Source organism: Cupriavidus sp. FW305-46, from assembly GCF_058787075.1.
Window position 1 is genome coordinate 104,933 of the sequence record NZ_JBYSZI010000001.1, and the last position, 23,364, is coordinate 128,296.

The window sequence follows — 23,364 nt, forward strand, 5'->3', positions numbered from 1 at the left end:
CGGCCCGGATCCGGAGCCGTGTCAGGAGATTCGGCCCCACGCGACCAAAGGTTACGCATCCCCGGAAAAACTAACTGCGCGACAGGCGGCTCTCCATGAAGCAGAATTCAGGCATGTCTTCCCAAGCTGACCGCTCACAACGTCCAGGCCACCATGCCGGCGGCAAGCTGGGTCTCGTTGACGCCACGCACGATGCGGCTGGTCCTGACCCCTTGTCCAAACCCGCGTGCCGCCCGGACGGCACGCCGGACTGGTCGGCCATGATGGCCCGCGCACAGGCCGGCGACCGCGCGGCGTACCGGCGCCTGCTCGAAGGCATCACCCCGTACATCCGGGCGCTGGCCGTACGCCAGGTCCGCAACCCCGGCGATATCGAGGACACCGTGCAGGATGTGCTGCTCACGATTCACGCCGTGCGCCACACCTACGACCCGGCGCGTCCGTTCGGCCCGTGGCTGGTGGCCATCGCCCGCCGGCGGATTGTCGACGGCCTGCGCCGGCGGGCACGCACCAGTGCGCGAGAAACACCGCTCGACACGGAACCGGAAACCATTTCCGACCCCGGCGCGAACCTCCAGGAAATGGCACTGGACGCACGGGCGGTGCGCGACGCGGTGGACTGTCTGCCTGCCGGACAGCGCGAGGCGCTGCGCATGCTGAAACTGGAGGAGATGTCATTGAAAGAGGCCGCCATCGCCAGCGGCATGTCTGTCGGCGCGCTGAAAGTGGCCACCCATCGCGCCTTGAAGACACTGCGCAAACTGTTCGAATCCCAAGGTAGCAAGCCGTGAGAGACACCCCTGACCTGATCGACTCGCTGGTGGCTGACGCCACGCCGGTTCGCCGCTTGCACCGGCCCTTGGTGCGGGTGGTGTGCTGGCTGTTGCTGGCTGCCCTGTTGCTAGCGCTGGTAGTGCTCGTGAATGGCGTGCGGCCAGATCTTGCGCTGAAGCTGCAACAGCCCGTCTTCGTCACCAGCGTTACAGCCGCCATCGTGACCGGCGTCTTGGCCGCGGCGGCCGCGTTCATCGCCAGCGTGCCGGGTCGCTCGCGCCGGTGGCTGTTGTTGCCGCTGCCATCCCTGGCCGTCTGGGTGGGCACAATCGGTTACGGCTGCCTGACGAACTGGGTGGTGATCGGGCCGGAAGGCATGTCGCCCGGCGAGACCGCGCGCTGCTTCGCAACGCTGGTGATGGTCAGCGCGCCGCTATCCATTGCCTTGACGGCCATGTTGCGCTATGTGGCACGCCTCTCGCCAACGCCGGTGGCGATGTGTGCGGGCCTTGCCGTTGCCGCGATGGCGGCAACGAGCCTGCTACTCATTCATCCACTGGATGCCAGCGCGATGGTCTTGTTGTGGAATCTGGGTGTCGCGCTGCTGTTTGTCGGTGCCGGCAGTCTATTTGGACTTCGACCGTTCGCTCGAATGGCGCGACACTGAGGCTACCCGACGGCAGCTCTCCCAGCCTGTGTGACAAGCACTTGGCCACGACGCCCGCCAGGAGGGCATGCAGGTAGAGCCGATGGAAGCGGAAGGCTCGTCACAGTATTCATCTCCCTCTGTCTACGATTCTCAGTTGCCCCGGATAGGCCGAGAACTTACCGACCAACGCGGCAGCACGAATGACGGTTGCACGTTGGAAGCCGCCCTTGACTTGGCATCGGGGCCGACGGCCGAAGTGGGTCGGAAGTCGCTTCTGGCGCTGCAGAGTCCGGCCCCAAATGGCCAGCGGGTCGAGACCGGCCAAAAGCGGCCTGTACCTCGCCATCAAGGCTTCTAGCTCACTAATGGCGGCTTCCAAGCTTGGAGGGACATCAATTTGACCGGCCAAAAACGCCCCACTCCACCGAGCGGGGGCGTCTCCCTGTTTAATCCCTGTCAGCCTACCGGATTGCGTGCCATGACGATCCACGCCGCGCCGTTGATCATCACCGACCGCTCGCCGGGGAGCCCCGCGAAGGCGGCACGAACTGCGGCCGAGGCGCGGGCGCGGATGTCGTCGGGCTGATCAGCGAGCGCACGCGACAACGGGCCGACCTCGAGTGTCATCTTCACCGCGTCGTCGATCGCAGCGTCCCGCGTCCCGCCCTCGCCGAACGGGACGGAAGCGTCGAAGGGGGCGATAGCAATATCGGTGAAGCCAGCCGCCGTCAGGATGCGTGCCACGCGCCCCCGGTCGCCGAACGAAAACGGGCCGGGCGCTTCGGGATCGGGCAGCGCGCTCGGCGGGACGATGCCCTTGAGCGCGCCCATCGGCAGGCGCACCCAATCGTTCTCGGCCGCGCCGCGCCAGCAGACGAAAGCGACCCGCCCGCCGGGCCGGAGCGCGCGTCGCATGTGGGCGAACGCCGCTATCGGATCGTCGAAGAACATCACCCCGAAACGCGAGAACAGGATGTCGAACGCGCCCTCGGGCAGCTCTGCGCTGCTGGCGTCGGCCACCTGAAACAGGGCCGGCGTATCCCGTTGCGCAAGCGCGCGCGCTCGGCCGATCAGCGGTTCGGATATATCCACGCCCAGCACTTGGCCCCCTGCGCCGACGCGGGCTGCGAGAGCCAGACTCGACGCGCCCGCGCCGCAGCCGATGTCCAGCACGCGCTCACCCGTCGCAGGCGCGGCGGCTTCTATCGCGGCCTGGCCGAACACCGCCACCATAGCGTCGAGCCGGGCCTGGTTGGCAACCCAGCGCTCCCCGCTTTGACCGTTCCAGTCACCGACCTGATCGGCACTTTGCTCTGCCATGTCATCTCCTTGACTCGACGATCCGTCCTTCACCGCGCCGATCTACGCCAACCTTTTCGAAGGCGACGACGCAACGGGAGAAAGGAATCCGTGCTCTCAAACAACCATCGACTGCTGGGCGAAGATACCCGCCATCGCGCCCTGCGATGATGCCTGGGTGACCGAGGGCAAGAAGGGCGTGGCGAGGTCGCCAGCGGCGTAGATGCCGGGGATGCTGGTTTGGCGGCGCTCGTCGACTTTGAGGACGATGCCAGTGGGCGTATCGACCGTGGCAAGGCCCAGTGATTCATGCAGGCTTGCGGACGGTTTGTTGCGCGGATGGGCGAACAGGACGTCGACCGCGACATTGCGGCGGGTATCGAGATTGACCGTGGTGATATGGCCCTTGTGATGGGCGATCTCGACGATCCGGCCATCGACGACAGGTATGTTGCGGCGCGCCAGATCGGCCTGGATATCGGCCGCAATGTCATGACCATCGGCGAAGACAGTCAACTTGTCAGTCCAATCGCGGAACAGCCTGGCAGACTGGTGCGACTGTGGGCCGGACCAGACGAGGCCCCAATGCTGGCCGGCGACTTCAAAGCCGTCGCAATAGGGGCAGGGCACGATGGACGTGCCCCAGCTTTCGGCAAAGCCCGGAACATCAGGCATCTGGTCGGCTACGCCATAGCTCAGGATGAGGCGGCGCGCCCTTAGGCTTTCGTGATCGTCAGTGACGACGCAGAAATCGTCGATGGCGCCAGACACGCTCTCGGCCCGAGCATTGACCAGCCTGATCGTTGGATAGCGCGCGAGCTGCTGCCGCGCCTCGACTAGGATGTCCAGCGGCGGCTTGTGATCGTGGCCGAGCAGGCCATGCGAGTGGCCGGCAAAGCGGTTGCGCGGCCGGCCGGTATCGAGAACGGTGACCTTGCGGCGCGCACGGCCGAGCTGCAGGGCGGCGGCGAGGCCGGCAAAGCTGCCGCCGATGATGATGACGTCATTCATGGTGATGGGCTCCGTGTTGTGGATAGAGGGGTGGCTAGGCCTGGTGCGCAATAACGTCCGGAGATAAGCGCTTGAGACGGTCAGCGAGCAGGGCTTCGGCATTGGCAGAAAGTTGCCCATGGCTATTGACCGGCCGGACAATGCCGCATTCGTTATCGCCGGGCGGCCCGGGGAAAGCTGATTTGGACAACCGGTTGGAACCTACCCTTGGCTTGCACATTTTCGATACTCCGTGGTATCGTAGTGCAAGAATTTGAATACTGTCAAGTACTGGAATTTTCGTGACCGAAAACAGCCAGGGCCGGCGCGGTCGGCCCGCCAACGAGGCGCTTCGCCAAACGATAGTCGACACCGCCTGCGAACTCTTCGTGGAACTGGGTTTTCAAGCGACGACCATGGACAAGGTCGCCCAGCGGGCGAAGATATCCAAGCTAAGCATCTATCGGCACTTCGAGAACAAGGAGGCGCTGTTCAGCGCGGCCATGGTGGCCCGCTGCGAGCAGTTTGCACCGCAGGCTCTTTTTGAAGGCGTCGACGGTTCGGCCGAAGATCAGCTCATGGCGGTGGGGTCATCCCTGCTTCGCACGCTGTTGAGCCCGGACGTCCGCAGTGTCGAAGCCATGGTTTTGGCCGACAAGACGAATCAAAAGTCGTTAAGCAAGCTCCATTACGAAGCCGGCCCCGCCCATGTCATCGCCCAAATCGAGGCCGTGTTGCGTCAGTTGCACGCGAAAGCGATTCTGAACGTACCCGATGCTCTCCAGTCCGCCCGCTTGTTCGCCGCGCTTTTCAAAGGATCCGATCTCCTGCTTATCGCCCGCTTCGACGAGGCGAGAGCAGAGGACGACAACGAAATCGAATCCTATTGCCGGTCGGCAGTCGCCATGTTCATCGCCGCGCACGGTGGCATCTAAAGATGCCATCGCGGCCGATGAAGAACACGCAGCAGTTGCGTACGCTGTTCGCCCTGAGCAACCTATGGATGATGCGTGGACGACTGATGGGCGAGGCCATTGCATGAGCGCAAAAGCCGTCCGCGCGGGCAGGCAGAGGCCGCTTTACACACGATAGCGGCCGCTACTGCGGCCTAAGTGGAACGACAGGGAAGGGTCGTAAGGCGCCGGTCGGCTCCTCTCAACTTGGTCGTCATGACGTTCGGACTTGAGCAGCCGGTTGCTTCCCTACGGCTGACATTGCACAACGGCCTGAATCCAGCGCCTACAAGCTACCCAGCCTCAGCCGGTGCCAGGAGAGGTAGATCTTCCGCGGTCAGGGACTTTCACCCTCTACTCCCTTGCCGGTTAGCCGGCGAACACTGTATATTTATACAGTTGTCGTCGCATCCCAGAAAAGCTGGCTCCTGAAGTCAAGCCCGTGCGGCGCCTGCGCTTTCTCTCCTTCACCTTGAAAGGCAATTATGTTCGTGGACCGCACCGAAATCATCAACGCCGCCAAGGCACTGCGAGCCAGCCAGGAAGAGTCCAGGTACAGCAAGCTCGTCGCGCTCGCGAACAAGCAACTCAAGGCAATGCAAACGGCAATCCAGAAGGGCAAGGAAGAATTCGAGACCAGACTGGTACTCGACATCAACGAAGACAATCCGCAAGCAGCGCTGGAACCGCGCGCGCAACGGCTAGCCGACGACCTCAGAACGCAGGGCTACACCGCAACGGTGACAACGTTTGCCGAGGTCAGCACCGACCGCAAGAACTGGACGCCGAATATCACGGTCGTCATCGGTCTGGGCGACATGGTTTCAGAAGACGACAACGCGATAGCGGAAAGCACGGTGTCCGACGAGACGGAAGTCGCGCTGGCCGGCGAAGCTGCCAGTGAAATGGCCTGACAGCAGGCGGGCAATCCGAGGCAAGGACCGGCATCACGGGGATGCTTCGCGCACGGTCGCGTGCATGATGGCTTTTCCAACAAGGGAAATCTGCACGCGGTCTACAGTGGCACCCGATGAAGGAAACCGTGGCGTATAAGGGCGCAATAGCCTGCGTCTATGCAGGCTGTCAATAAAGTCCGGAAAGCCACGCCAGACACAGGTCGCTGGGTGTTTGAGGACGATTTTTTCTGACTTTATTGACGCGATGTTTCTGACTTTATTGTCCGTGCACCGCTTCACCGACCGCTTCACCGCTTCACCGCTTCACCGAAGATACTCGAACAGATGCCATCAGTACCGACAGCACGGCCGCGCGCTCCGGTCTGCCAGCAAGGCTGTGGCTCGCTACGAGGGCGCAGACGCGCAGACGCACAGACGCGCAGATGCCAAACGCCAAACGCATGCAGATTCACCCCCGGAATCTGCATGAACGATTGCAGCGCACCTTCCGTGCCCCCTCGCGGGACAGTACTCCGTGACGATCAGAGCGTAGTTGAGGTCCGTAGATCAGCGTTCGGGATAGGTTTCAATTGCTGGTCGAACCAGACGTGCCCGCTCATAGGTGCTCCGCTGCGTCGATGAAACTGACCCGCGCTACATCCGCGGCGCTGTAACGCCGGATGCTGTCTAAAGCGCGACCCGCCTGGGTGAAAAGCTCAGTCACATAAGCGCTCCAGGTATGTCGCAGGTGGATGGCCCGCTCATGCAAGGCGGTGGCGATCCACCCCGTAGGCATCTGGACTATGCACCATCAGTGAACGGGTCGCGTTTGTCGCCGATCTTGGCACGTCCGTATAGATATCGTATTTCCCCGCTTCCCACTGTCCGTATAGGGATCGCGTGGACCGGAAATACTGGCACCATCCGTATAAACATCCCATGTCGTGCTGCCATACGCGACGCCCGCGCCAAGGGCGATCACCGCGCCGACGAGAAGCAAGAGTAGCGCACCTCCAGCGATCAAGAGCAACCTCTTCGCCGGGGGCGGCGAGCCCTCGAACGAAGCCGTCGTCATCAAAAGATTCGCCGCCGAGCCCGGAAAGGTTACGCGCGGCCAAGGGCAAGTGCTTGGAATACGACTGAGCTGCACGATCCGCACACAGGCGTCCGTTCAATCGAGGACGGAAACTTTGAGTCCCGCGAGCGAATCTTTTTGCAAGGACAGGGTAAGTGCCGATTAAGGAATTTTCCAGGCCAAGCCTCTTCTTCTGCCCGCGCGATTCGCAAGGCATCGAGCGCTGGTGGTTGGAAATAACCGGCAAGGGCAACAAGACTAGGCTTGGCCCGCCACCGGCGAAGTGATCGCCGATCTGGCGCGCTACCGCCGCGCCAACGTGCCGCTGCCACTTTTGCTGGTCAACCGTATGGGAACTACGCCCCGTCGCCGGGGCAAGTCGCATCAGAACCGGTGACGAACGCCCATCACCGCACCCACCTGATCCTTGCCAGGCTGTACGTTGAAGACGGCCGACGTGCCGCTACCGCTGTTGAAGCCATTAACACCTAGCGCCGAGTTATCCTTGTTGAGCGCGTAGGAGACTGACGCGTAGAGGTCGGTGCGTTTACTGAGCGAATAATCGCCGGTCAGCACGAATTGCCAGGGGTCGGATCCGGTCTGCCGGAAGTCTTGGTAGTAAGCCGTGCCAGTCAGGGAGAAAGCCGACGTCAGCTTGTAAGCCAGGCCTAGCCAGTAGAGGTTCGAGCCGGCATCAGCCGCCTGGGCGCCCGGCAGCATGGCGCCATCATAGGCTTTCGCCAGGCGGTAGCCCGCATAGACCTTAGCATCACCCACCGCATATGTGCCAGCCACGGAAACGCGCCTCAGGACCGGCGCCTGGTTTGACGGCGTGCCGACGTGCACATCGTCATAGGCCACGCCCAGCGCGAAGGGGCCGGAGGCATAGTTGAAAAACGCGCCGAAATTACGTCCGAATACGTTGCTGCCAGCCACTTCGCTGCCATTAGCCTGGAATGAGTAGAAAGCCTGTCCAGTTAGCTTTCCGAACTTGCCGACATACTTGATGGCATTGTCTGCGCGCGCGCCAAACTCCGGCGCAATCGAGAGGATGCTGTAGCGGTCGGCAATAGCATTGGGATCATAGATATTGCCGAATTCGCGCATGCTGGTCTGCTGACGCCCCAACAGCAGTGAACCGTATTGGCTATCGAGCCCTACATAGGCATTGCGGCCGAACAGACGCCCGCTCTGGCCCGAATTGCCGGTATCGATATCGAAGCCGCTTTCCAGCAGAAAGACTGCCTTCAGCCCGCTGCCCAGATCCTCCGCGCCCCGCAGGCCCCAACGCGAGCCAGACTGATTCCCGGAAACCAGCCGCACGAGACTGTCGCCGTTGCGCCCTGCATTATTGTTGAATTCGATACCGGCGTCGGCGATACCGAACAGCGTCACGCCGGACTGGGCGTACGCCGCATTGACTGCGACCGATGCGGCAGCTATCGCAAGTATTTTTTTCATCTGACCTCTCATTGTCCTCGTGAGCAGTCGCGCATGGAACATGATTTCCGTGCAGTACCCAGGTTTCCAGCCTCGGAACGAGCGTACACATCGACACAGCAATTTCGCGGCTGTGCAATTTGAAGTTGAATTGTATTTGCTGCGTATCTGAAGCGATGGACTATTAAATGATACTTTGTCCGCAAGCCAACCAAGTAGACATGATTTGCGGCCCCATAAGGGTAGCAAATGCCACACGAAGACATCAAAAATTCCTGTTCGCGCTGTTGCGATTTCCAGACGCACGCTTGTGAGAGGCCTACAGGGAATGCCAAGATACGCCAATTAGCTATCATGAGCCCTTTGGTTATATCGAGGTCCAAGATGATATTGATATCGATATAAGGGCGCAATGTCGTTGGGGTAGATCGATATCGAAGATTCTCATCTACTCAAGGCAGGCGTGGATATCGTCGTGATCAGCCAATGGCTCGGTACGGTGAGACCGCCGACCGTATGCGCAAAGATGGGAAGCACCCCCCTTCCCATCTTTACTTGCAGCGCCGCCTCAAGAATTACAGGGCTGCGTCCTTCAGCTTCTTCAGCGGACGGACCTTCACCTTTACCGATGCTGGCTTGGCAGCAAACCATTGCTCTTGTCCCGTGAAGGGATTCTTGCCAAAGCGCTTCTTCGTGGCCGGGACCTGGATAGCAGCCACCTTAAACAGGCCCGGCAGCGTGAACTCGCCAGCGCCCTTCTTGTGGATAGCGCTCACGATGGTGTTCTCTAGGTGAGACAGGACAGTCTGCACCGTCTTCTTGTCCAGTTCGGTCTGGGTAACCAAGTGAGCCAGCAGGCTCGACTTGTTGAACGTCTCCTTCAGCGGCTTCGCTACAGGCGCTGCTGCGGCCTTCTTAGCTGCAGGTGCAGCCTTCTTTGCCGGCGCTGCCGACTTCTTGGCCGCAGTCTTCGTGGCGGCCGTCTTCTTCGTTGCCATGTGGCTCCTTTTGCAGGAATACCGGCACTATTGCCGGAATCCGCGCAGCATCGCGGAGGTTCATGCAGATGTGCAGTAGGGGCCGGCCGCATGTTGTGGCTTGTTACGCAGGAATCTTCACGGTCCAGCGCTCAGGCATGTGGTAGTCGCAGCCAGGAGGAATTCACCCGGATACCCTCACCCAATGTCAGACCTGCCTAGCGACTTGCTCGAACTCGTTCAAGACTGTCGCCTTGAACTGGTCGAACACCACCCATTTGTTGAACTGACTACTCCAGAATCCTCTGCCTCGGAATATTGGCTCAGCCAGCTCCTCGATAACGCTTCCACTCTGGATGCGTTGGGTAGAATGAACGTTGATACAAGAACTACAACGGAAGGCATTAGCCATGAGGGTCTTGCGGAAGAGGATTGGCTGGCGCGCCAACTTGGCGGGGCCCGTGCCGACGTGGGCGACCAGAATGCCCCGGGATGCTCAACGATGAGCCACAGCGCGGTCGTGTTGGTCGACTTTGAGAGCGTCCAGGAATCCAATTTTTCCGGCTCGCGGGTTCGCGTCTAGTAGTGTTCGCCGGAGAGGTCCAGAGGAAGGTCCCCATTGAGGTGGCCATGGGCCTGCAAGCGCTTGGCGAGCGAGCCCGGTGGGTCCGCTCGAGCGGGGTAGGCCCCAACGCCCTCGACTTTCACATCGCCTTCGAGATCGGCCGCATGGTGGAGAAAGGCGAGAAAGGGCCCGTGTTCGTGCTCTCCCGCGACAAGGGATTCGATCCCTTGCTAGCTTGGCTTGGCGCGGAGCTGGGGATTCCCGCGCGGCGTGTCGCCTCGCTCGCCGAGGCGTTTGGCGCCGGCCCGTCACCTTGATCCGGTTGTTGACGCCTTCGACCAGATTGGTGCCCAAGTGTCAGCGGCTTGGGCCAGGATGCCTGGCAGGTAGGGCTTGAGCCGCCAGGCGAACTGGCCCGGCTTTGACTCAGAAGGCCGGAACCGAAGTCGCCGCGTCGCGGTACACCTGGCGACCTCCGACATGGGTGGCAATGGCGTGGAGATTCTGGATGTCGACTTCAGGCACCGCCCGATAGTCTCCCGACAACACCACGAAGTCGGCCAGCTTGCCCTTTTCGATCGAGCCCTTGGTATCGGCCTCGCCGTTCAGGTCGACATAGTTGATGGTGAACATGCACAGCACGTCGGCGCGTCGCACGCGCTCGTCCGGACCATAGACGCCGTCGGCGATCGTGTCGCGGGTAATGAAGTGATACATCCCCCAAAACGGATTGACCGACATGTTAACGGAGTCGGTGCCGCCGACGAGCTGGAAGCCGGCATCCATGAAGGTCTTCACGGGGGTCACGTGTTCCGCTCGGTCGTGCCCCCAGTACTTCGATAGCACCGGTGCCGCAACGTACAGGTGGGCCTACACGGACAGCCTAGCGCCCAGAGCGCGCACACGCTCAAGCTGCTCCTTGCGGAACCACGAATGCATGCTCGATGGTCCAGCCTCTGACAGCACCCGGGCTCGCCTTGTCAAGGCTTTCCCACGCTGCCAGGACCTGGTCCAGCGCCGCATCGCCAACCACGTGAACGGCTAGCCGCGCGCTAGGCCTGGCTTCTCCGTGCCTACGGCTATGCAAACCCAGACCGGTCAAACGCAAGACAAGGGGGGATTTTGCATAGCAGTTGTTTCGAGGCGCGGGCGCGCGACCGTGTATGCCTTGGAGGTAAGCGGCAAAGCAGGAAGCGAAGAGCCCCAGGACAAGACATTTCAAAAGGACATTAATGTCCAGGAAGGCGCTTTAATGTCTAGAACGGGACTTTAATGTCTTGGAAGGACTTTAATGTCCGAGGTCAAATGGTGAGTCGTGCAAATTAACTTTGGACGAAATGCCTCGTAAGCCTTTGATTCTTCGTTGCCATCGGTTGGACCGCACTACCAAAGTTCTTACGAGAAGTGCGCCGGCTGGAAATTAACTTCTTCCACATATTTGGAGTTCTTGAGCAATAGCCGGCACCGCCTCGCACGCGAACAGACAGGCTGAGACCCGCCAGAAAGCGACTGCCGGGCTCTCAGACTGAATGACCAAAGCGAAGCTCCGCCACAGCGGTGGAGCTTGACAGGCCTTCGTTAGCCAAATCCACTTTCGGTTGGTTCCAGTCCCGTCATTCAAGTGGAGGTGGCTCTCACCAGGTTAAGCGCCGCCAGCGGACACGCCATGAAATTGTTGCCGCCGTCCGCTCACATCAAGCGAACCGAAATCGACACCGAAGAACCAAGGCGGTCGATCAACGTGGCAACCTCCGCTGTGGCTCGTATTGCCGACTCTTCAATGCCGGGAGGCTGTCGAAGCTTAGCGCCCGGCCACTAGGTCCTTGATAAAGCGCCAGACGCGCTTAACAGGGGACCGTTTTGCATGGCGCTCCTTTTCCCGTGCCGCGAAATACTTCTCGCGGCGCTGATGCTCGCGGCGCCGGCCCGCCTGAACCTGGGCTACCGTCCAGTCGCCATGCCATTCGACCTCCCCTTGCCAGATCCAATAGTGTGAGCGGCAGGGTTGCTGCCAATTGCCCACAGACGGACTCAGACTGGGCCCGTCTTGAGTGTCTTCAAGCCTCCACTCAGTGGGACCGAGCGGCGTGCGGATTTTTGCCCCACATCCGCAGGCGCACAGGTGTGCTGCCGCCCCAAATTCCTCTGAGGCGTACAGCACGCCAGGCTCGAGGACCTTCGGCATGTAGTGAACGCGCTCAAGGCGCAACCGGTCAATTTTCGCCATCTGAAGCAATCTTAAGGTCGCGTATATCGAACAGGAAGTTGTTTCCCTGGACATCGTCCGCATAGAACCCGCGCAACTGCTTGTATCGAATCACGGCGATGGCGGCATTCAGGGCATTGAGTTCGACGAGTTGGATGTTGGTTCGATACACGTCCTCGGGTGCATCCTGCGTCTCGACGTGCCCCTGGGCCGCGACATCGGCCGCCTTGCCCGGCGGGAAATACGTGGTACGCAGCAACCCTTTGATAGAGCCTTGCTTCGATATGGAAGGCCCCATGCCGACATCGATAAAAGGAATGCCTTTCTCGATGAGGATTTTGAAGATTTCGGCGCGGGCTGAACCCTTATCCACGCAGACGAATGCAAACGTCACACCGTCAAAATCGCTGCCCGAAGTGCTATCCAGCATCTTGGCCTGACATACCAGCCCATACCGAAAATTCTCGTACCGATCCGCATACACGTCGGCTTTCGACTTATCGAGCTCGCTTTCCACAAGCCGGCCTGGTGAGCGGTAGGCGTTGTGGACATGATACGGATCGAGGTCAAACGCTCGGATCTCTTTGACCGGCGACTTCACGATGTAGTCGAGCACAAAGCTGCCCGTGCCACCCAACCCAACAATGGCGACGACCTCGTCGGCGAACTTGCGCGAGAGCTCCGTGATTTCAGCACGGCTTGTGAGCGTGTCCTGGAACTTGAAAACCGAAGGCTCCTGTTCGGTTTCGATGACCCTGAACGTGTACGGACTTACGCCGTAACGCGCCATGGCGGGTCCTGAAATAAGCGCTACGTAGCTCTCTATCTTGTCGAAGAAATTCTCGAACTTCCCGGTAGCACGGGGCTTGTTCGAGAAGGAGCGCTGCACGACCACATCTGCAGAGCCTAGGCCCAAGGCGATCGTGTGGGGGCCCCCCGCAAGGTTTTGCACAGGGGTACCATCCATGTTGTGCGGGATGCCGCCGCTGAAGTAGATCTGATGATCATCTTGAACGACTCGCATCTCGTCTACGAAGACCAGCTTCGCGACAAACGCAGCCTGGTGCAGCGCACCGCCGGCATCGAGGTATGGGACGTCGCGGACGATCAGATGCGGGCCGTCAAACGCAACGGCGTAGCCCTTCTCGACCAGGCGACGAATGTCCTCGTTATGACTGACCAGTTTCTGAAACACTGAACACCATCCCTTCTTTGACCTTCACGGACTCGCCCGGCGACAGGATGCCCTCGGGCTTGTTGCCCTGGCCGCGCGTGTACTTCACGGCGTAGCTGATGCCGGAGGTGGTCGAGTAATCCGACACTTCCAGTTTGACGACCTGCTCGTACGAGATGTCCTCGTTCTTGGGCCACTCGTGGGGACTCCCCTCGACGACGATCGTCACGGTATTCGGTTCATGAGCCATTTCAACCTCCTATGAAGCATCCCCGGTGTGATGCCATAGGTGCAGAGTAAACCGCCCCGGAATCAATGTCAACTGCGTTAACTATGTCAATGACACAAACATTAATGGACGACAATGTCAGTATTGTTGACATTATGCATTGGGGATGCTAAACTTCTCCCTCATAGGAGAATGTTTGCATCATGATTGATGAGAAGCGCCTGTACGCCGCACTCGGCACAAGGCTGAAGAAGCTGCGCGAGGCTGACAGAGGTCCGCTGGGAAAGCTGACCCAGGGTGCGCTGGCTCAAGAGGTGGGCCTCGAACGAACTTCCATCACTAACATAGAGCGAGGCAACCAGAAGGTCCCGCTGCACGTGCTCTATCGCATCTGCGAGGTCCTACAAGTGTCCGTGTCTGAGCTACTCCCAACCCTGGCCGAGACAAAGTCGCTTGTAGAGTCTGAAGCAGTCGGCGAACTGACCTTCCAAGGCCGCAACGTTAAGACGACACCTAGAGTCGCCGAAATCCTGACACAACTCGCCAACCCTGGAGCCTCGAATGACCAAGACGCCTAGCGGCCGTGCTGCCGCTATCGAAAGGCAATCGGAGGAAGTGTTACGCAAAGCAAATGCACTGTCCTGCCCAGTGGATCTCGAGAAAGTCTGCAACTCGCTAAACGTCAACGTCCGCTACGAGCAGCTGGAAAACAAGGTTTCAGGCGTCTTGATGATTAAAGGAGGGCATCGACATGCCCTCATAAATGCGGAACATCACCCCAACCGCCAACGCTTCTCCTTAGCGCACGAGATTGGACATCTAGTCCTACATGATTGTCGTGCTGACCGCTTGTTCATAGACACCAATATGCGCGTGTACCAGCGTGTTGGCGTGCCTTCTGACAAAGCGTACGCCCACGACGAGTCGCTTACTTCTCCGGCCGAAGAAAGAGAGGCGAATCTGTTTGCCTCTGCCCTATTGATGCCGGCGGACCTACTGAAGGCACAGGCATTCCATCTCGACTTGGAGGAAGAGTCCGACGTGGCGCTCTTGGCCCGTACGTTCGCGGTTAGCGATCAGGCCATGACCATTAGACTTCAGCAGTTAAAGCTCCTGACTAGTGCCTTCATTTAATTAATGGTGTGTCAGAGGCCATGGCACAAACCGTTGCAACGTTAAAAGCCTCAACACGCCGGGCGGTTTGGGTCTAGTTCCCCTCAAGCCGTTGCTGTGCCGCGAGAATTTCGCACGAGGCGAGGACGTGAGGGCAACCTCTGTTGTCACATCATGCATCCAATAGGTTGGTCCTCCAGTGACGGCACGGAAGTTCCACTCGGATACGGCCCTTGGAATTGCGCCGTCTCGACCGGTTGAATCCGCAGTCGCTAGCTGCCATTGACGCCAGGAAGGCCGTGCGATGGCGATCGTCACGCGCGGTCTCCTAAAAATAGCCCTTGGGTCGCGTTCAAGGCCTAACGCATCTTGTCGACGGATAAGCCGCGCGTGGCCACCGGCCAGAAACTGCGACTCCCCGCGGTTCCCACTGCTTACAGACGCTACAGATTTGACGACGGCCATGTAAGCACGCAGCAATCCCTAGGCGGGGCTATCCGCCGCGCTTTCAACAGGCCTGGGCCGCCCCGCATTCAGCCATCATCTTGGCCGCTTTGCGATCATCTTAGCGGCACTCCTGGCAATGCCGAGTTCATCGGCGATTGTCGCCAGAGTCAGCCCGTCCCGACGGCGCATGGCAATATAGTCTGCATACTTATCGCCATAGTTGTTAATTCTATCGACGTCTTTCAATGAAATGTCGCATCCCGCCAGTGAAACGTTCACCTTAAATGAGAAACCGCAGGGGCAATTTACATGGGCGAAGTTTTTATCACCGGAGTAAATCCTATAGCTGGTGACCCAATGATCTTCACCGTGTCCACAGATGCGGCTCGCGCAACGGAACTTCAACTGCGCAGAGGTGGGCCAGGTAACTTGTCGGCTGTATCGCTCGTCATGGATATCGATGCCATATGTCTCCCTAAAGAAGACCTCGAGCATCACACGAAGGTAAGGCTTGCGACATCCCAAGCGAAGACTAGGAAAATTTTCACGGGGAAGTCGCCCAAACACCTGGCGGCCCACCGCGCGCGCAAGCACTTCGGCCCACATGCCGCGAAACTCGTGGACGAGTGTATCGATACGCGGAAAATACTTGGATTGGAAGTGAATATACCGTACAGATCCGAGGTGCGGCGTCGACTCGGCCAAGGTAGCGTACGGCGACGCCAGTATTCCGAATAGTCGGTTGTGCAGGAGACGAGAATGTTCGGAGCGAAAAACAGTTGGCTTGACGTATTTCTCGACGCGCTTGGGTATTGCGAAATCGGCGGGCCGGTTCGGCATCCAATCCCGCCCGGAATCTTCTGACGCGACCAAATCCAATTGATGCCGGTGGCACATCCAGGTCCCGTACAACTGATGGGCGCGTCGCCAATAGGATTCCCCGTGCTTCTCACGATCTTCCTTGACACACTGGGGACACCATCTCAGCGCCGCCGGAAATTCTGCGGCGGCAAAACGGTGCAGCACACGCAGGTAGTCGTATCCGCCTTCCCGGCGATACAGCTGCTGGGTCCGCGTCCGGCCTTGAAACGTCAGTAAATATGGAATGAGCGAATGGTTCTCGACCAGATGCGGCAGAACGCGCGCCAGGTGGGGCATTGAACTCACGGAGAACGGCGCAACCGACGGCGGATAGTACACGCACTTTGGCGTTTTCGGGCGAAACAAGTGCCGTAAGACCTGGTCCGCATCTTCGGGCAATAGCTGCATGGCATAGCGCAGGCAAACGTTGTGGAGCAGCTCGTCTTCATACGGCGGAGGCAAATCGATGAGCATCGGTGTTTGTTCCTGTTTTGACGCGCGCGAAGGCGCGTGCGCGGTGGCACATGGTTGATGCCTAGGCGTGACGCGCCGCTTTACTGCGCACCGCGTTGCGCGTGGCTTGCATCTGCGCCGCTGCCTTGGCATCGGCTGGCCCCGGCAGCGTGGGTGCCGACTCGGGCGCAAGCGACTCTTTGAGATAGCTCTCCACCAGCCATTCCAGCGTCGCGCCCGGGTTGAGATTGATCAGCGCGACCAGTTTCGGTATGCCGCTGGCAGGATCTTCGCCCAAGTCGGCTAGCTGCAAGCAGGCACGCTTGAGCAGTGGATGCCACGCACGACGCATCCGGCCCGGATCGAGCGCCTTCGACGCCGAGGTGGTGCGCATATCGATTTCCTCTTCGAGGCGATCGATTGCCTTTCTCAACTCAGCGTCATAGCGCGTCAGATCGATGTGGCGTTCTTCACGCAGGACGGCGAGACAGTCCTGCACCGGCTTGAAGTAGCGCTTGGCCACATCGAGCAGTATGGTGTCGGTCACCTTCTTGGCGGATCGACTCGAGACCGCTCTGACTTGGGCGAGCTCGAACAAGCGGCTCGCAAGCGCTGGGATCCGACCAGTCAACATCTCTAGCGTAGGCCCGATTTCCCCAACGGTGGTTATTTCGCGTGTCCACTGATACTGCAGCAATCCGTCGACATACCTGTCCCAGTCTGCGCGGTTCATGTTCGGCTCCAGCGTGCGCAGGCCCCCATCAGTAGCACGACGCGCCGTGTACATGTTGCGGAAGAACGCTTCCAGCGCCGAGGGCAGGCCCACGTGCATGACGGCGGTTTCGCCCCCATTGGTGATATTGGTAATGAAGTTCAAGTAGATCTCGCGCGTATTCTTCTGGAAGACGTAGTGCGCCTCGTCCAATACAAGAATCCCGACGTGGTACATGCGCAGCAACCGCGCCAGCAGGTCGACCCGATCCGTGTACGTCCCGAACCGGCCTTTGAGCATGGCGACGTGATTCGTACCCATGAGATTGTCGATATGTCGTAGCAGCCATAAGAGGAGCTGATTCAGTTCGCCATTGGGCGGGCATTGCACGTGAATCCAAACCAATTGGCGAAATCCATGCATTGGGTGATTGATGACCTGCGGCAGGAAACTGAGCGTGCGGCGCACGACGGTGGATTTGCCCATGCCCGAGGCGCCAACCAAGCCAATCATGGAGGCATGCGCCGGCTCCATGGGTGCGAGTGGCTGCGCCGACATGCGCCCTTTCTGAATGGCTTCGTAAAGGTTCTGTACCGCAGCGGCTCGGTTGACGACGGGATTGCGGTGGTCATACGAGCCCCATACCGTGCGGAAGATGTCCTTCATCACAGCTTGGTCCCAGCCCATGGTTTCATGGAAGCTACGGATACGACGGATGGCGCTGATGCGGTATGCTTGGGACTCTCGCCGCTCCCACTCGTGACACTCGGGGTAGCTTGCGAAATATTTCAGCGGTTCGTCGGACTGCAGATAGGGGGGCAGCGCTTCCACCAGTGGATTGCCGCGGTGCTCCCCGGCTTGCGCCTTGCAGTATGCGGCATCGACCCTCAGGATTTTGGCGCCATCCGCGACCCACCTCGAATCCGTCATTCTCAATTCCATCACACATCTCCTTGATCGTTGGCTTGGCGCTGACGCTTGATCTCCACCAACGCGTCTTCGGCAATGCCATCGTCGTCCCACGCGGCGGTGTCTAGGCGCTCGACCCGTTGTGCCCCAGTGGATCGCTCGGCCTGCGGCTCAACGAACGCGGCGGCACGCTTGCTGCGCTCGTGGTCTCGATCGCCCTCGCGGGCTGCGCGAATGTCCTTCGTTGAGGGCACCTTGACTCCTGCCAGGGTCTTCTCGTCTGCCGTCTTTTTCTTGGCCGTGGCAATGACGTCTTCGGCGAACGCTTGCACATCGAGCTGGAAGTCGGCGATGTCATGCACCCCCTTCGCGAAGTTCTTGGCGGCAGCTTGTTTAAGCAGGATGATCTCGGCCAAGCTCACCGATTCGTTGTAATGCGCGCCGGTGGCGCGCAACGTCGCGCGCTCGAAGGTGCCATCGTCGTGGATCAAATAGGCCCGCTCCGGCGCCGCGGGATCGCAGGCGAGGTCAACCGTCCACGAGCCGTCAAACCGTGCCCGCGAGAACCATTGCTCGGCCACGCTTCTAGGTGTTTCAAAAAAGCGCGTCCCGAAAGCAATACCTTCTTTGGTCACCCGGACAGTCGCTCGCGGGTAAACACAAGCGCGCACCGCATCAATTGCTTCGCTGCGAAGCAATCCGCTGAAATGCTGCACGCCAAACTTCCAGAGTTCCACCGGCGAAGGCGGCAGTCCTTCGGCGACGAATTCGGGAAGGTGATCGATGTCCTCGAGCGGTCGATTGTTGTACTTGAGGACCCCTGAGACGAATACCTTGGTAAATTCCTGCAGCGTCAGGTGTGCATCCAGCCGGTAGTCGGCGCCGCCGCGCTCCTGATAGTCGCGCTCGACGAGGCCGGGCACGTAGGGTCCCCATTCCTTGTTCAACAGGTGGAATCGCGACTCGACGATCGCCTTCCAGTCGGGTCGGAATGGAGGCGCATTGTCAAAGTCAACGCCATAACGTCCCTTTAGTCGCTGCCAAGCCAGGAAGCTCATAAACTCGCTGCCCCGATCATGCATAATGCGCGCGGGCAGATGATGGGACGGCCAATGCGCCTCGTCGAGCGTCAGCCCGTAGCCCCGACAGAGATCGACCTTCGGTGTCACCACTGACTCGATTGCCAGCGCCGCGCCGAGAATGGATGGGTTCTCGAAGCCGACGTAGAAGCCGACGATCAACCGCGAGAACGTATCGGTAACGATATAGATGGTCGGGCGGCCCACGACTTGCGCACGATTTAGCGCGGAGACCAAGTAGACGTCAGCGACGGTGGCATCGATCTGGTATTCCGCGCCGGGTCCGTACACCCGGGACTTGCCGTGGTACGGGCGCGACTTTAATTTGAAGTTGCGCGCGCCTTGTCGGCGTTTTTCCCGCGCGACCACGCTCTCAGCTTGTTCGATGTAGTAGCGGATTTGCCCGACCGTATAGCGCGCACTGACCGCCCAATCACGGCAGTAATGCAAATCAATAAATTCCTTGACCTGCTTGTAGCTGAGGTTTTGCGCCTTATACACGACGAAGCCGGCATTCAGGATGCCGCGGCCCCGCGCGTCGACCTGGGTGCCGACACCTTCGGTATGCACGCGGGGCCGCCCGATCTTGCGCGTCGTGTTGCGGCGCTGGCCGCGGCCGCCACAGTGGTGTAGGTCCCCGTCGAGGGCGTCGGCGCATAGGCCGCGGGTGAGATAGAGCTTGACCCATTGCGCGATGGTCTGCCGAGACTTGCCAGCCTCCTTACCGCAAGCCTCATACAGCGCCGTAGTACGGATGCCCGCTAGCACGCGGTAAAGATTCTCCCCGCTCACTAGTTCCTTGATCAGCGCGAAGCGCTTGGCAGCGCGTTGGGTCGGCTCGGCACGGTGGCTCGCCAAGAACGGATCCTCGGCACGGTCCACCAGTTCCAACGCATCGGTGTCCGCATAGTCGGGCGCGAGACGCGCCTGCAGCGCTCGGGTTGCCGTGTGGGCGATCCAGTCTTCCGCGCCATCGACCCTCACAAGGAAGGTGGTCGCCGAGTCCTTGCCTGTCCAGACGATCCGGTATAACGGATCGTCCGGGCGCCCTCGCCTGCGCACCAAAAGGTTGTCGACGAGCAACGGCAGGTCTTCAAAAGTGTCCATACCACTTCGCTCCAAGGGCCAGCATGCAGCCTCGGCTGATGTCGACACAATTGATGTCCGTCACGAGAACGCGTTCGGCCAGCAAACGGCGGATCAAGGCCAGCGCCGTCCCTGCGGGTGCGTTCCAATCGCCATCCATGCGCTGCGCCAGTTCGCGCGATGGCATCCCCGTGGTACGGGCGACGACCCGCAGCATGTCGCCCACCATGGGGCTGTCACACGCCAGAATCGGCGCGTCCGTTTGGGCCGCGCGGGCGTCGTAGATCCAGATCAAGTTGCGCGAGCGCTGCGTGCGCAGCTGCGAGGCCAGCACGAGTTCCAAGGCGATGCCTTCGTCGGCCAAGAACGCCTGGGCAATATCAAAGGTCTGCCGGGTGCGCGCCCGATACCAGTCGGCATCCTCCATGACGGCCGCGGCTCTGAAGCCCTCACGCGTGGTAACGAGAAAATCGATAGTTTGCGGAATCCAGAACGCCGTACGGGGATTTCTCGGGTGTCGGACACCGAGCGCACGGGCAATATCCAACGTGCGTTGCAGGGGCAGTAAGGGATAGTGTTCCCGAATATCCTCGACCACCTCATCCCACCAGTACTCGAGATAGGCGAAGTACTCGAGGTTCGAGCGCAGGTGGTGAATCCGATAGCCCGTCTTGCTGCTGGTCGTACGGTGACAACGACCTAGCGAGGTGCCCTCGTCCACGCGCTTCCAGGGGCGGTACGCTGCACCGGTCCCCTGCCCCCGTCCTTCGCGCAACATGCGCCGATACTTGTTCTCGTCGATGTCGGATTGGCGACGCCCCCTAGTGGCCATGGCGTGCTCCCGTGGCAAAACGCGACGCACCCGAGCAGGGGCAATTCGGCAAGCGGGACCCTGCGAGCAGCAACGGCTCGGCTCGCCACCGCGCGTTTGCGCTATATAGAGCAACGCGCTTACCCATGCGAGGGTGGCAGGCATTGACCCGTAGCGGTGGAAGGGAGGCGCGGTCCGTCCCAAGATACTCCCCAGCGTGCGTCCCAAACGCCGCATGGGGAAGGGCGTCCTTAGGGAGCGCGAAGGGGCCGGCGTGCCTTGCGCCGCTGTGCCAGTGGGCGATCGCGGCGCGTGTTAGGAACCGCCAGGCGCGCGAGGCCGACAAACGTTGTCCCGCCCCGCGCAGGCGATGGCGCGGGGGCGATGGTGAGCGATGAAGCATCGGAAGAAGTTGGGTTGTTCCACAGCCTTGCAGAGAATCCACGCATAAAGGAATTCCTGCCTTGACGGTTGCCGATCCATCTTCCATACTGTCAGCGCCAACCAGCAGTATTGAAAGATGCCCCGGAAACAGCGTCGGCATGCAAGTCATGCGGAGACGTTGAAGGGCGGTGCGCCACCGGCGCACCGGAATTGTGTATCGCTGTGGTTTCTCCTAGTTATTGGTGCCACCCCAGTGTATGCACGAAATAAGCCGCCCTACAAGGCGGCTTATTTATTTTTCAGACGACACTCACGGGCGAAACTGCACGACTTATACTGACTCAGCATTGAATGCTGAATCATATAAAAAAAACGCTATTTCTCCATTTTAATTCGATCTGCAGAGTTAAAGTTGATATAAGCTTTATTTCTGGAAAAGCTCGCAGCAGCGGCAATAAAATTAATATTTTTTATTCCGCCCAGAGCCTTTCCATCAGGCTTTGCCGGCGCGCGTGCTCGGTGCGCACATAGCATGTGGTCGTGTCGAGCGAGGCGTGCCCGACATTCTGTTGCACCACTTCCACAGGGACCCCCGCGGCCAAGGCGTGAGAGATATGGGTATGGCGCATCCAATGGGCACTGGCCCGCCGCAAGCGCACCGCAGCGGCGGGCTCGCTCTGCGCCAGGCTGTCAGCACAGATGGCCAGGAAGCGCTTGAGCTGGCGGTGAAAGGCACTGGCGGATACGCCATCTCTAGATTGACCCGGGCTGTTTGGCCTGCTTGATCGGTCTGCCGCCCCCCGACTGACAACTGGAGGCGGGCCGCGGCGCGTCGGACCGAACAGCGGGATCCCAGGCTGTTGCGCTACGTCGCCGGCGTAACCGCGGGCCGCCAGATAGGCCGCCAGCTGCTCGACCCACGCCGGCGGCACTGGCACCTCGCGCAGCTTGGCGCCCTTGCCCTGCACCGTTAGCCACCACCCACCGCGCCGTGAGAAGGCGTCCTCGGCACAGTCCTCCCAACGCAGGTCGTCGGTGGTGGCCGCCAGCATTTCGGTCAGCCTCAGGCCGGTCGCGTGTAGTAGCGGCAGCGCCAGTTGCAGGCGCTGCGCCTCCAAGCCCGCCGGCAAGCACGCGAGCGTCTTCCGGACATGCGCCCACTGCGCCGCGGTTAGCCCGCGGCCGATATCGGGGCCGTTCGAGCGCCGCTTGGGCGGCGTGACCGCGCGCCACGGGTTGCCGACCAGGTACCCCTGGTGCACCAGAAAGCCGAATAGGTTTCCCAGCACCGACAACGCGTAGCTGCAGGAGCGCGGCGACAGCGGACCCTCGAGCGGACGCCATCCCGCCTGCCAGCGCGGAACGGCGCGCGGCCCGCACCAGGCGGCAGGCGGGTCGAGCAGAAAATCCCGGTACGCCAAGCAGTCCTCCACCGTCGCCGAAGACAATGCACAGCGGCGCTCCAGCGTGATCCACAACAGAAACCGCTCCGCCTCCTTGCGATAGGCCAGTTGGGTGTGCGTCAGACGTGCCTGGGCGCCCAACGCCGGCCCCTTGGTTGCGAGCCAGGCCAGGATCGCCGCGCGGTCATCGTCAGCCGCGAGGTGGCAGCGCGCGCGGTCGGCGCGGAAGCGGCCGTCTCGGCCGCTGCGCGAATCTGGCAGCACCAGGCGCTCCAGCGGCATCAGCGGCGACACCGTCACAACCGCCCGTAGCATTTCGGATGCAGGGCTGGCGTCTGTACGCGCCGCTTCCGGCACCGGCAACGGCCCGAGGGTCTGTGCGTGCGCCTCGACAAAGCGCCGCAGTGCGCCGGCCTTGCCGACTCCAATCCCCGGCACGTCCCGCCACCAGGCCGGACTCGCGGCCATCCGCGCATGCAGGTCCGCCAGCGTCGCCACCCCGTGGCTGGCCAAGCGCGTCGCCAAGGAATCGACAAACCACGCCTCACACCCATCCTGCAGGCCAACCGGCAGCGCCGCCTGGGCCTCGAGGGTATGAACGGCAAACAGCTGGCGCCGCAACAACTGCACCCGCCGCTGGTCCTGAGCGAGCGCCGTGCCGTAGCGCGCGGCATAGGCCGCGTGCTGCTCGGCTTCGCTGAAACCCTCGAGCCCGGCCGCGGCGACAAAGGTATCCAGCGCCGGCAACTCCGGCGAGGCGCGCGGCGACAGGTCCAGGCGCAGCAGGTGCGCGCGGCCAAAGTTGCCGCCGCGCGCGGCGGTCGCCGCCAGTTCGCCGCGGATCCAGCCGGTCATCCGATGCACATCGGGGCCCTCAAA

21 protein-coding genes and 1 pseudogene are annotated in these 23,364 nt (G+C 60.8%); 9 read left to right on the forward strand and 13 right to left on the reverse strand.

Annotated features, from left to right (window positions below; genetic code table 11):
• Positions 1-95 precede the first annotated feature (95 nt).
• Positions 96-791, forward strand: a complete 696-nt coding sequence (locus AC3WON_RS00480) for a sigma-70 family RNA polymerase sigma factor (RefSeq protein ID WP_492318252.1) — start codon at positions 96-98, stop codon at positions 789-791.
• Positions 788-1,441 carry an NrsF family protein gene (locus AC3WON_RS00485; RefSeq protein WP_492350836.1) on the forward strand — a complete coding sequence of 218 codons (654 nt, stop codon included), beginning with the start codon at positions 788-790 and terminating at the stop codon, positions 1,439-1,441. Before AC3WON_RS00480 ends, AC3WON_RS00485 begins: the two co-directional genes overlap by 4 nt.
• 438 nt (positions 1,442-1,879) lie before the next feature.
• Here AC3WON_RS00485 and AC3WON_RS00490 read toward each other — a convergent pair whose 3' ends face one another.
• Complete coding sequence (locus tag AC3WON_RS00490; protein WP_492318250.1) at positions 1,880-2,743, reverse strand: class I SAM-dependent methyltransferase; 864 nt, start codon at positions 2,741-2,743, stop codon at positions 1,880-1,882.
• Positions 2,744-2,839: 96 nt separating this feature from the next.
• Entirely contained in the window at positions 2,840-3,733 is an 894-nt protein-coding gene (locus AC3WON_RS00495) for an NAD(P)/FAD-dependent oxidoreductase (RefSeq protein WP_013958644.1), read from the reverse strand.
• Between the two features lie 281 nt (positions 3,734-4,014).
• On the opposite strand from AC3WON_RS00495, the gene AC3WON_RS00500 reads away from it, so the two are divergent.
• The 3 genes and pseudogenes from AC3WON_RS00500 (at position 4,015) to AC3WON_RS00510 (ending at position 5,579) form a co-directional block, all read left to right on the forward strand.
• The gene (locus tag AC3WON_RS00500; RefSeq protein WP_013958643.1) at positions 4,015-4,647 is read left to right on the forward strand and encodes a TetR/AcrR family transcriptional regulator; all 633 of its coding nucleotides are present in this window, start codon (positions 4,015-4,017) and stop codon (positions 4,645-4,647) included.
• Positions 4,635-4,754 (forward strand): annotated as a pseudogene (locus tag AC3WON_RS00505) (IS5/IS1182 family transposase); the annotation flags it as partial. The gene AC3WON_RS00500 and the pseudogene AC3WON_RS00505, both read left to right, overlap by 13 nt.
• Positions 4,755-5,150: 396 nt before the next feature.
• On the forward strand, positions 5,151-5,579 hold the full coding sequence (locus AC3WON_RS00510; RefSeq protein WP_492318247.1) for a hypothetical protein: 429 nt from the start codon (positions 5,151-5,153) through the stop codon (positions 5,577-5,579).
• Positions 5,580-7,020: 1,441 nt separating this feature from the next.
• On the opposite strand, the gene AC3WON_RS00515 is transcribed toward AC3WON_RS00510, so the two are convergent.
• On the reverse strand, positions 7,021-8,097 hold the full coding sequence (locus AC3WON_RS00515) for a porin (RefSeq protein ID WP_492350837.1): 1,077 nt from the start codon (positions 8,095-8,097) through the stop codon (positions 7,021-7,023).
• Positions 8,098-8,651: 554 nt separating this feature from the next.
• A complete protein-coding gene (locus AC3WON_RS00520; protein WP_492318245.1) occupies positions 8,652-9,074 on the reverse strand; it encodes an HU family DNA-binding protein in 423 nt (140 codons plus the stop codon).
• A gap of 184 nt (positions 9,075-9,258) precedes the next feature.
• Between AC3WON_RS00520 and AC3WON_RS00525 the strand changes: the two genes are divergently transcribed.
• Together AC3WON_RS00525 and AC3WON_RS00530 are read left to right on the forward strand one after the other, a co-directional pair.
• Positions 9,259-9,636 (forward strand): hypothetical protein, encoded by a 378-nt coding sequence (locus AC3WON_RS00525; RefSeq protein WP_492350838.1) that lies wholly within the window; start codon positions 9,259-9,261, stop codon positions 9,634-9,636.
• 47 nt (positions 9,637-9,683) lie between these two features.
• Complete coding sequence (locus AC3WON_RS00530; RefSeq protein WP_492350839.1) at positions 9,684-9,935, forward strand: PIN domain-containing protein; 252 nt, start codon at positions 9,684-9,686, stop codon at positions 9,933-9,935.
• A 109-nt stretch (positions 9,936-10,044) separates the two neighbouring features.
• On the opposite strand, the gene AC3WON_RS00535 is transcribed toward AC3WON_RS00530, so the two are convergent.
• The 4 genes from AC3WON_RS00535 to AC3WON_RS00550 all read right to left on the reverse strand — a co-directional run bounded on the left by AC3WON_RS00535 (position 10,045) and on the right by AC3WON_RS00550 (position 13,227).
• The gene (locus AC3WON_RS00535; RefSeq protein WP_492350840.1) at positions 10,045-10,464 is read right to left on the reverse strand and encodes an amidohydrolase family protein; all 420 of its coding nucleotides are present in this window, start codon (positions 10,462-10,464) and stop codon (positions 10,045-10,047) included.
• 955 nt (positions 10,465-11,419) lie between these two features.
• Entirely contained in the window at positions 11,420-11,845 is a 426-nt protein-coding gene (locus AC3WON_RS00540) for a ubiquitination-like system serine protease family protein (RefSeq protein ID WP_492350841.1), read from the reverse strand.
• Positions 11,832-13,019, reverse strand: a complete 1,188-nt coding sequence (locus AC3WON_RS00545; RefSeq protein ID WP_492350842.1) for a ThiF family adenylyltransferase — start codon at positions 13,017-13,019, stop codon at positions 11,832-11,834. Before AC3WON_RS00545 ends, AC3WON_RS00540 begins: the two co-directional genes overlap by 14 nt.
• Entirely contained in the window at positions 12,994-13,227 is a 234-nt protein-coding gene (locus AC3WON_RS00550; RefSeq protein WP_492350843.1) for a multiubiquitin domain-containing protein, read from the reverse strand. The genes AC3WON_RS00545 and AC3WON_RS00550 overlap by 26 nt, the downstream gene beginning before the upstream one ends.
• A 203-nt stretch (positions 13,228-13,430) precedes the next feature.
• Here AC3WON_RS00550 and AC3WON_RS00555 point away from each other — a divergent pair, with 203 nt between their 5' ends.
• A complete protein-coding gene (locus AC3WON_RS00555; protein ID WP_492350844.1) occupies positions 13,431-13,805 on the forward strand; it encodes a helix-turn-helix domain-containing protein in 375 nt (124 codons plus the stop codon).
• Positions 13,789-14,361, forward strand: coding sequence for an ImmA/IrrE family metallo-endopeptidase (locus tag AC3WON_RS00560; RefSeq protein WP_492350845.1), 573 nt, complete (start codon positions 13,789-13,791; stop codon positions 14,359-14,361). The genes AC3WON_RS00555 and AC3WON_RS00560 overlap by 17 nt, the downstream gene beginning before the upstream one ends.
• Before the next feature lie 519 nt (positions 14,362-14,880).
• On the opposite strand, the gene AC3WON_RS00565 is transcribed toward AC3WON_RS00560, so the two are convergent.
• The 5 genes from AC3WON_RS00565 to AC3WON_RS00585 form a co-directional block, all read right to left on the reverse strand.
• Complete coding sequence (locus tag AC3WON_RS00565) at positions 14,881-16,122, reverse strand: TniQ family protein (protein WP_492350846.1); 1,242 nt, start codon at positions 16,120-16,122, stop codon at positions 14,881-14,883.
• 61 nt (positions 16,123-16,183) lie between these two features.
• Positions 16,184-17,755, reverse strand: a complete 1,572-nt coding sequence (locus AC3WON_RS00570) for an ATP-binding protein (protein ID WP_492350847.1) — start codon at positions 17,753-17,755, stop codon at positions 16,184-16,186.
• Positions 17,755-19,908 (reverse strand): TnsB C-terminal domain-containing protein, encoded by a 2,154-nt coding sequence (locus tag AC3WON_RS00575; protein ID WP_492350848.1) that lies wholly within the window; start codon positions 19,906-19,908, stop codon positions 17,755-17,757. Before AC3WON_RS00575 ends, AC3WON_RS00570 begins: the two co-directional genes overlap by 1 nt.
• The gene (locus tag AC3WON_RS00580) at positions 19,895-20,665 is read right to left on the reverse strand and encodes a TnsA endonuclease C-terminal domain-containing protein (protein WP_492350849.1); all 771 of its coding nucleotides are present in this window, start codon (positions 20,663-20,665) and stop codon (positions 19,895-19,897) included. The genes AC3WON_RS00575 and AC3WON_RS00580 overlap by 14 nt, the downstream gene beginning before the upstream one ends.
• Positions 20,666-21,552: 887 nt before the next feature.
• Entirely contained in the window at positions 21,553-23,340 is a 1,788-nt protein-coding gene (locus AC3WON_RS00585; RefSeq protein ID WP_492350850.1) for a site-specific integrase, read from the reverse strand.
• Between the last annotated feature and the right edge of the window lie 24 nt (positions 23,341-23,364).

What these genes read in the sequence shown, in the direction of transcription:
- AC3WON_RS00530 (WP_492350839.1), top strand. Translation starts at nt 9,684, where the DNA reads ATGGGCCTGCAAGCGCTTGGCGAGCGAGCCCGGTGGGTCCGCTCGAGC.
- AC3WON_RS00575 (WP_492350848.1), bottom strand. Translation starts at nt 19,908, where the DNA reads ATGGACACTTTTGAAGACCTGCCGTTGCTCGTCGACAACCTTTTGGTG.
- AC3WON_RS00525 (WP_492350838.1), top strand. Translation starts at nt 9,259, where the DNA reads ATGTCAGACCTGCCTAGCGACTTGCTCGAACTCGTTCAAGACTGTCGC.
- AC3WON_RS00565 (WP_492350846.1), bottom strand. Translation starts at nt 16,122, where the DNA reads ATGCTCATCGATTTGCCTCCGCCGTATGAAGACGAGCTGCTCCACAAC.
- AC3WON_RS00495 (WP_013958644.1), bottom strand. Translation starts at nt 3,733, where the DNA reads ATGAATGACGTCATCATCATCGGCGGCAGCTTTGCCGGCCTCGCCGCC.
- AC3WON_RS00555 (WP_492350844.1), top strand. Translation starts at nt 13,431, where the DNA reads ATGATTGATGAGAAGCGCCTGTACGCCGCACTCGGCACAAGGCTGAAG.
- AC3WON_RS00515 (WP_492350837.1), bottom strand. Translation starts at nt 8,097, where the DNA reads ATGAAAAAAATACTTGCGATAGCTGCCGCATCGGTCGCAGTCAATGCG.
- AC3WON_RS00540 (WP_492350841.1), bottom strand. Translation starts at nt 11,845, where the DNA reads ATGGCGAAAATTGACCGGTTGCGCCTTGAGCGCGTTCACTACATGCCG.
- AC3WON_RS00520 (WP_492318245.1), bottom strand. Translation starts at nt 9,074, where the DNA reads ATGGCAACGAAGAAGACGGCCGCCACGAAGACTGCGGCCAAGAAGTCG.
- AC3WON_RS00510 (WP_492318247.1), top strand. Translation starts at nt 5,151, where the DNA reads ATGTTCGTGGACCGCACCGAAATCATCAACGCCGCCAAGGCACTGCGA.
- AC3WON_RS00480 (WP_492318252.1), top strand. Translation starts at nt 96, where the DNA reads ATGAAGCAGAATTCAGGCATGTCTTCCCAAGCTGACCGCTCACAACGT.
- AC3WON_RS00580 (WP_492350849.1), bottom strand. Translation starts at nt 20,665, where the DNA reads ATGTTGCGCGAAGGACGGGGGCAGGGGACCGGTGCAGCGTACCGCCCC.
- AC3WON_RS00585 (WP_492350850.1), bottom strand. Translation starts at nt 23,340, where the DNA reads ATGACCGGCTGGATCCGCGGCGAACTGGCGGCGACCGCCGCGCGCGGC.
- AC3WON_RS00490 (WP_492318250.1), bottom strand. Translation starts at nt 2,743, where the DNA reads ATGGCAGAGCAAAGTGCCGATCAGGTCGGTGACTGGAACGGTCAAAGC.
- AC3WON_RS00570 (WP_492350847.1), bottom strand. Translation starts at nt 17,755, where the DNA reads ATGGAATTGAGAATGACGGATTCGAGGTGGGTCGCGGATGGCGCCAAA.
- AC3WON_RS00560 (WP_492350845.1), top strand. Translation starts at nt 13,789, where the DNA reads ATGACCAAGACGCCTAGCGGCCGTGCTGCCGCTATCGAAAGGCAATCG.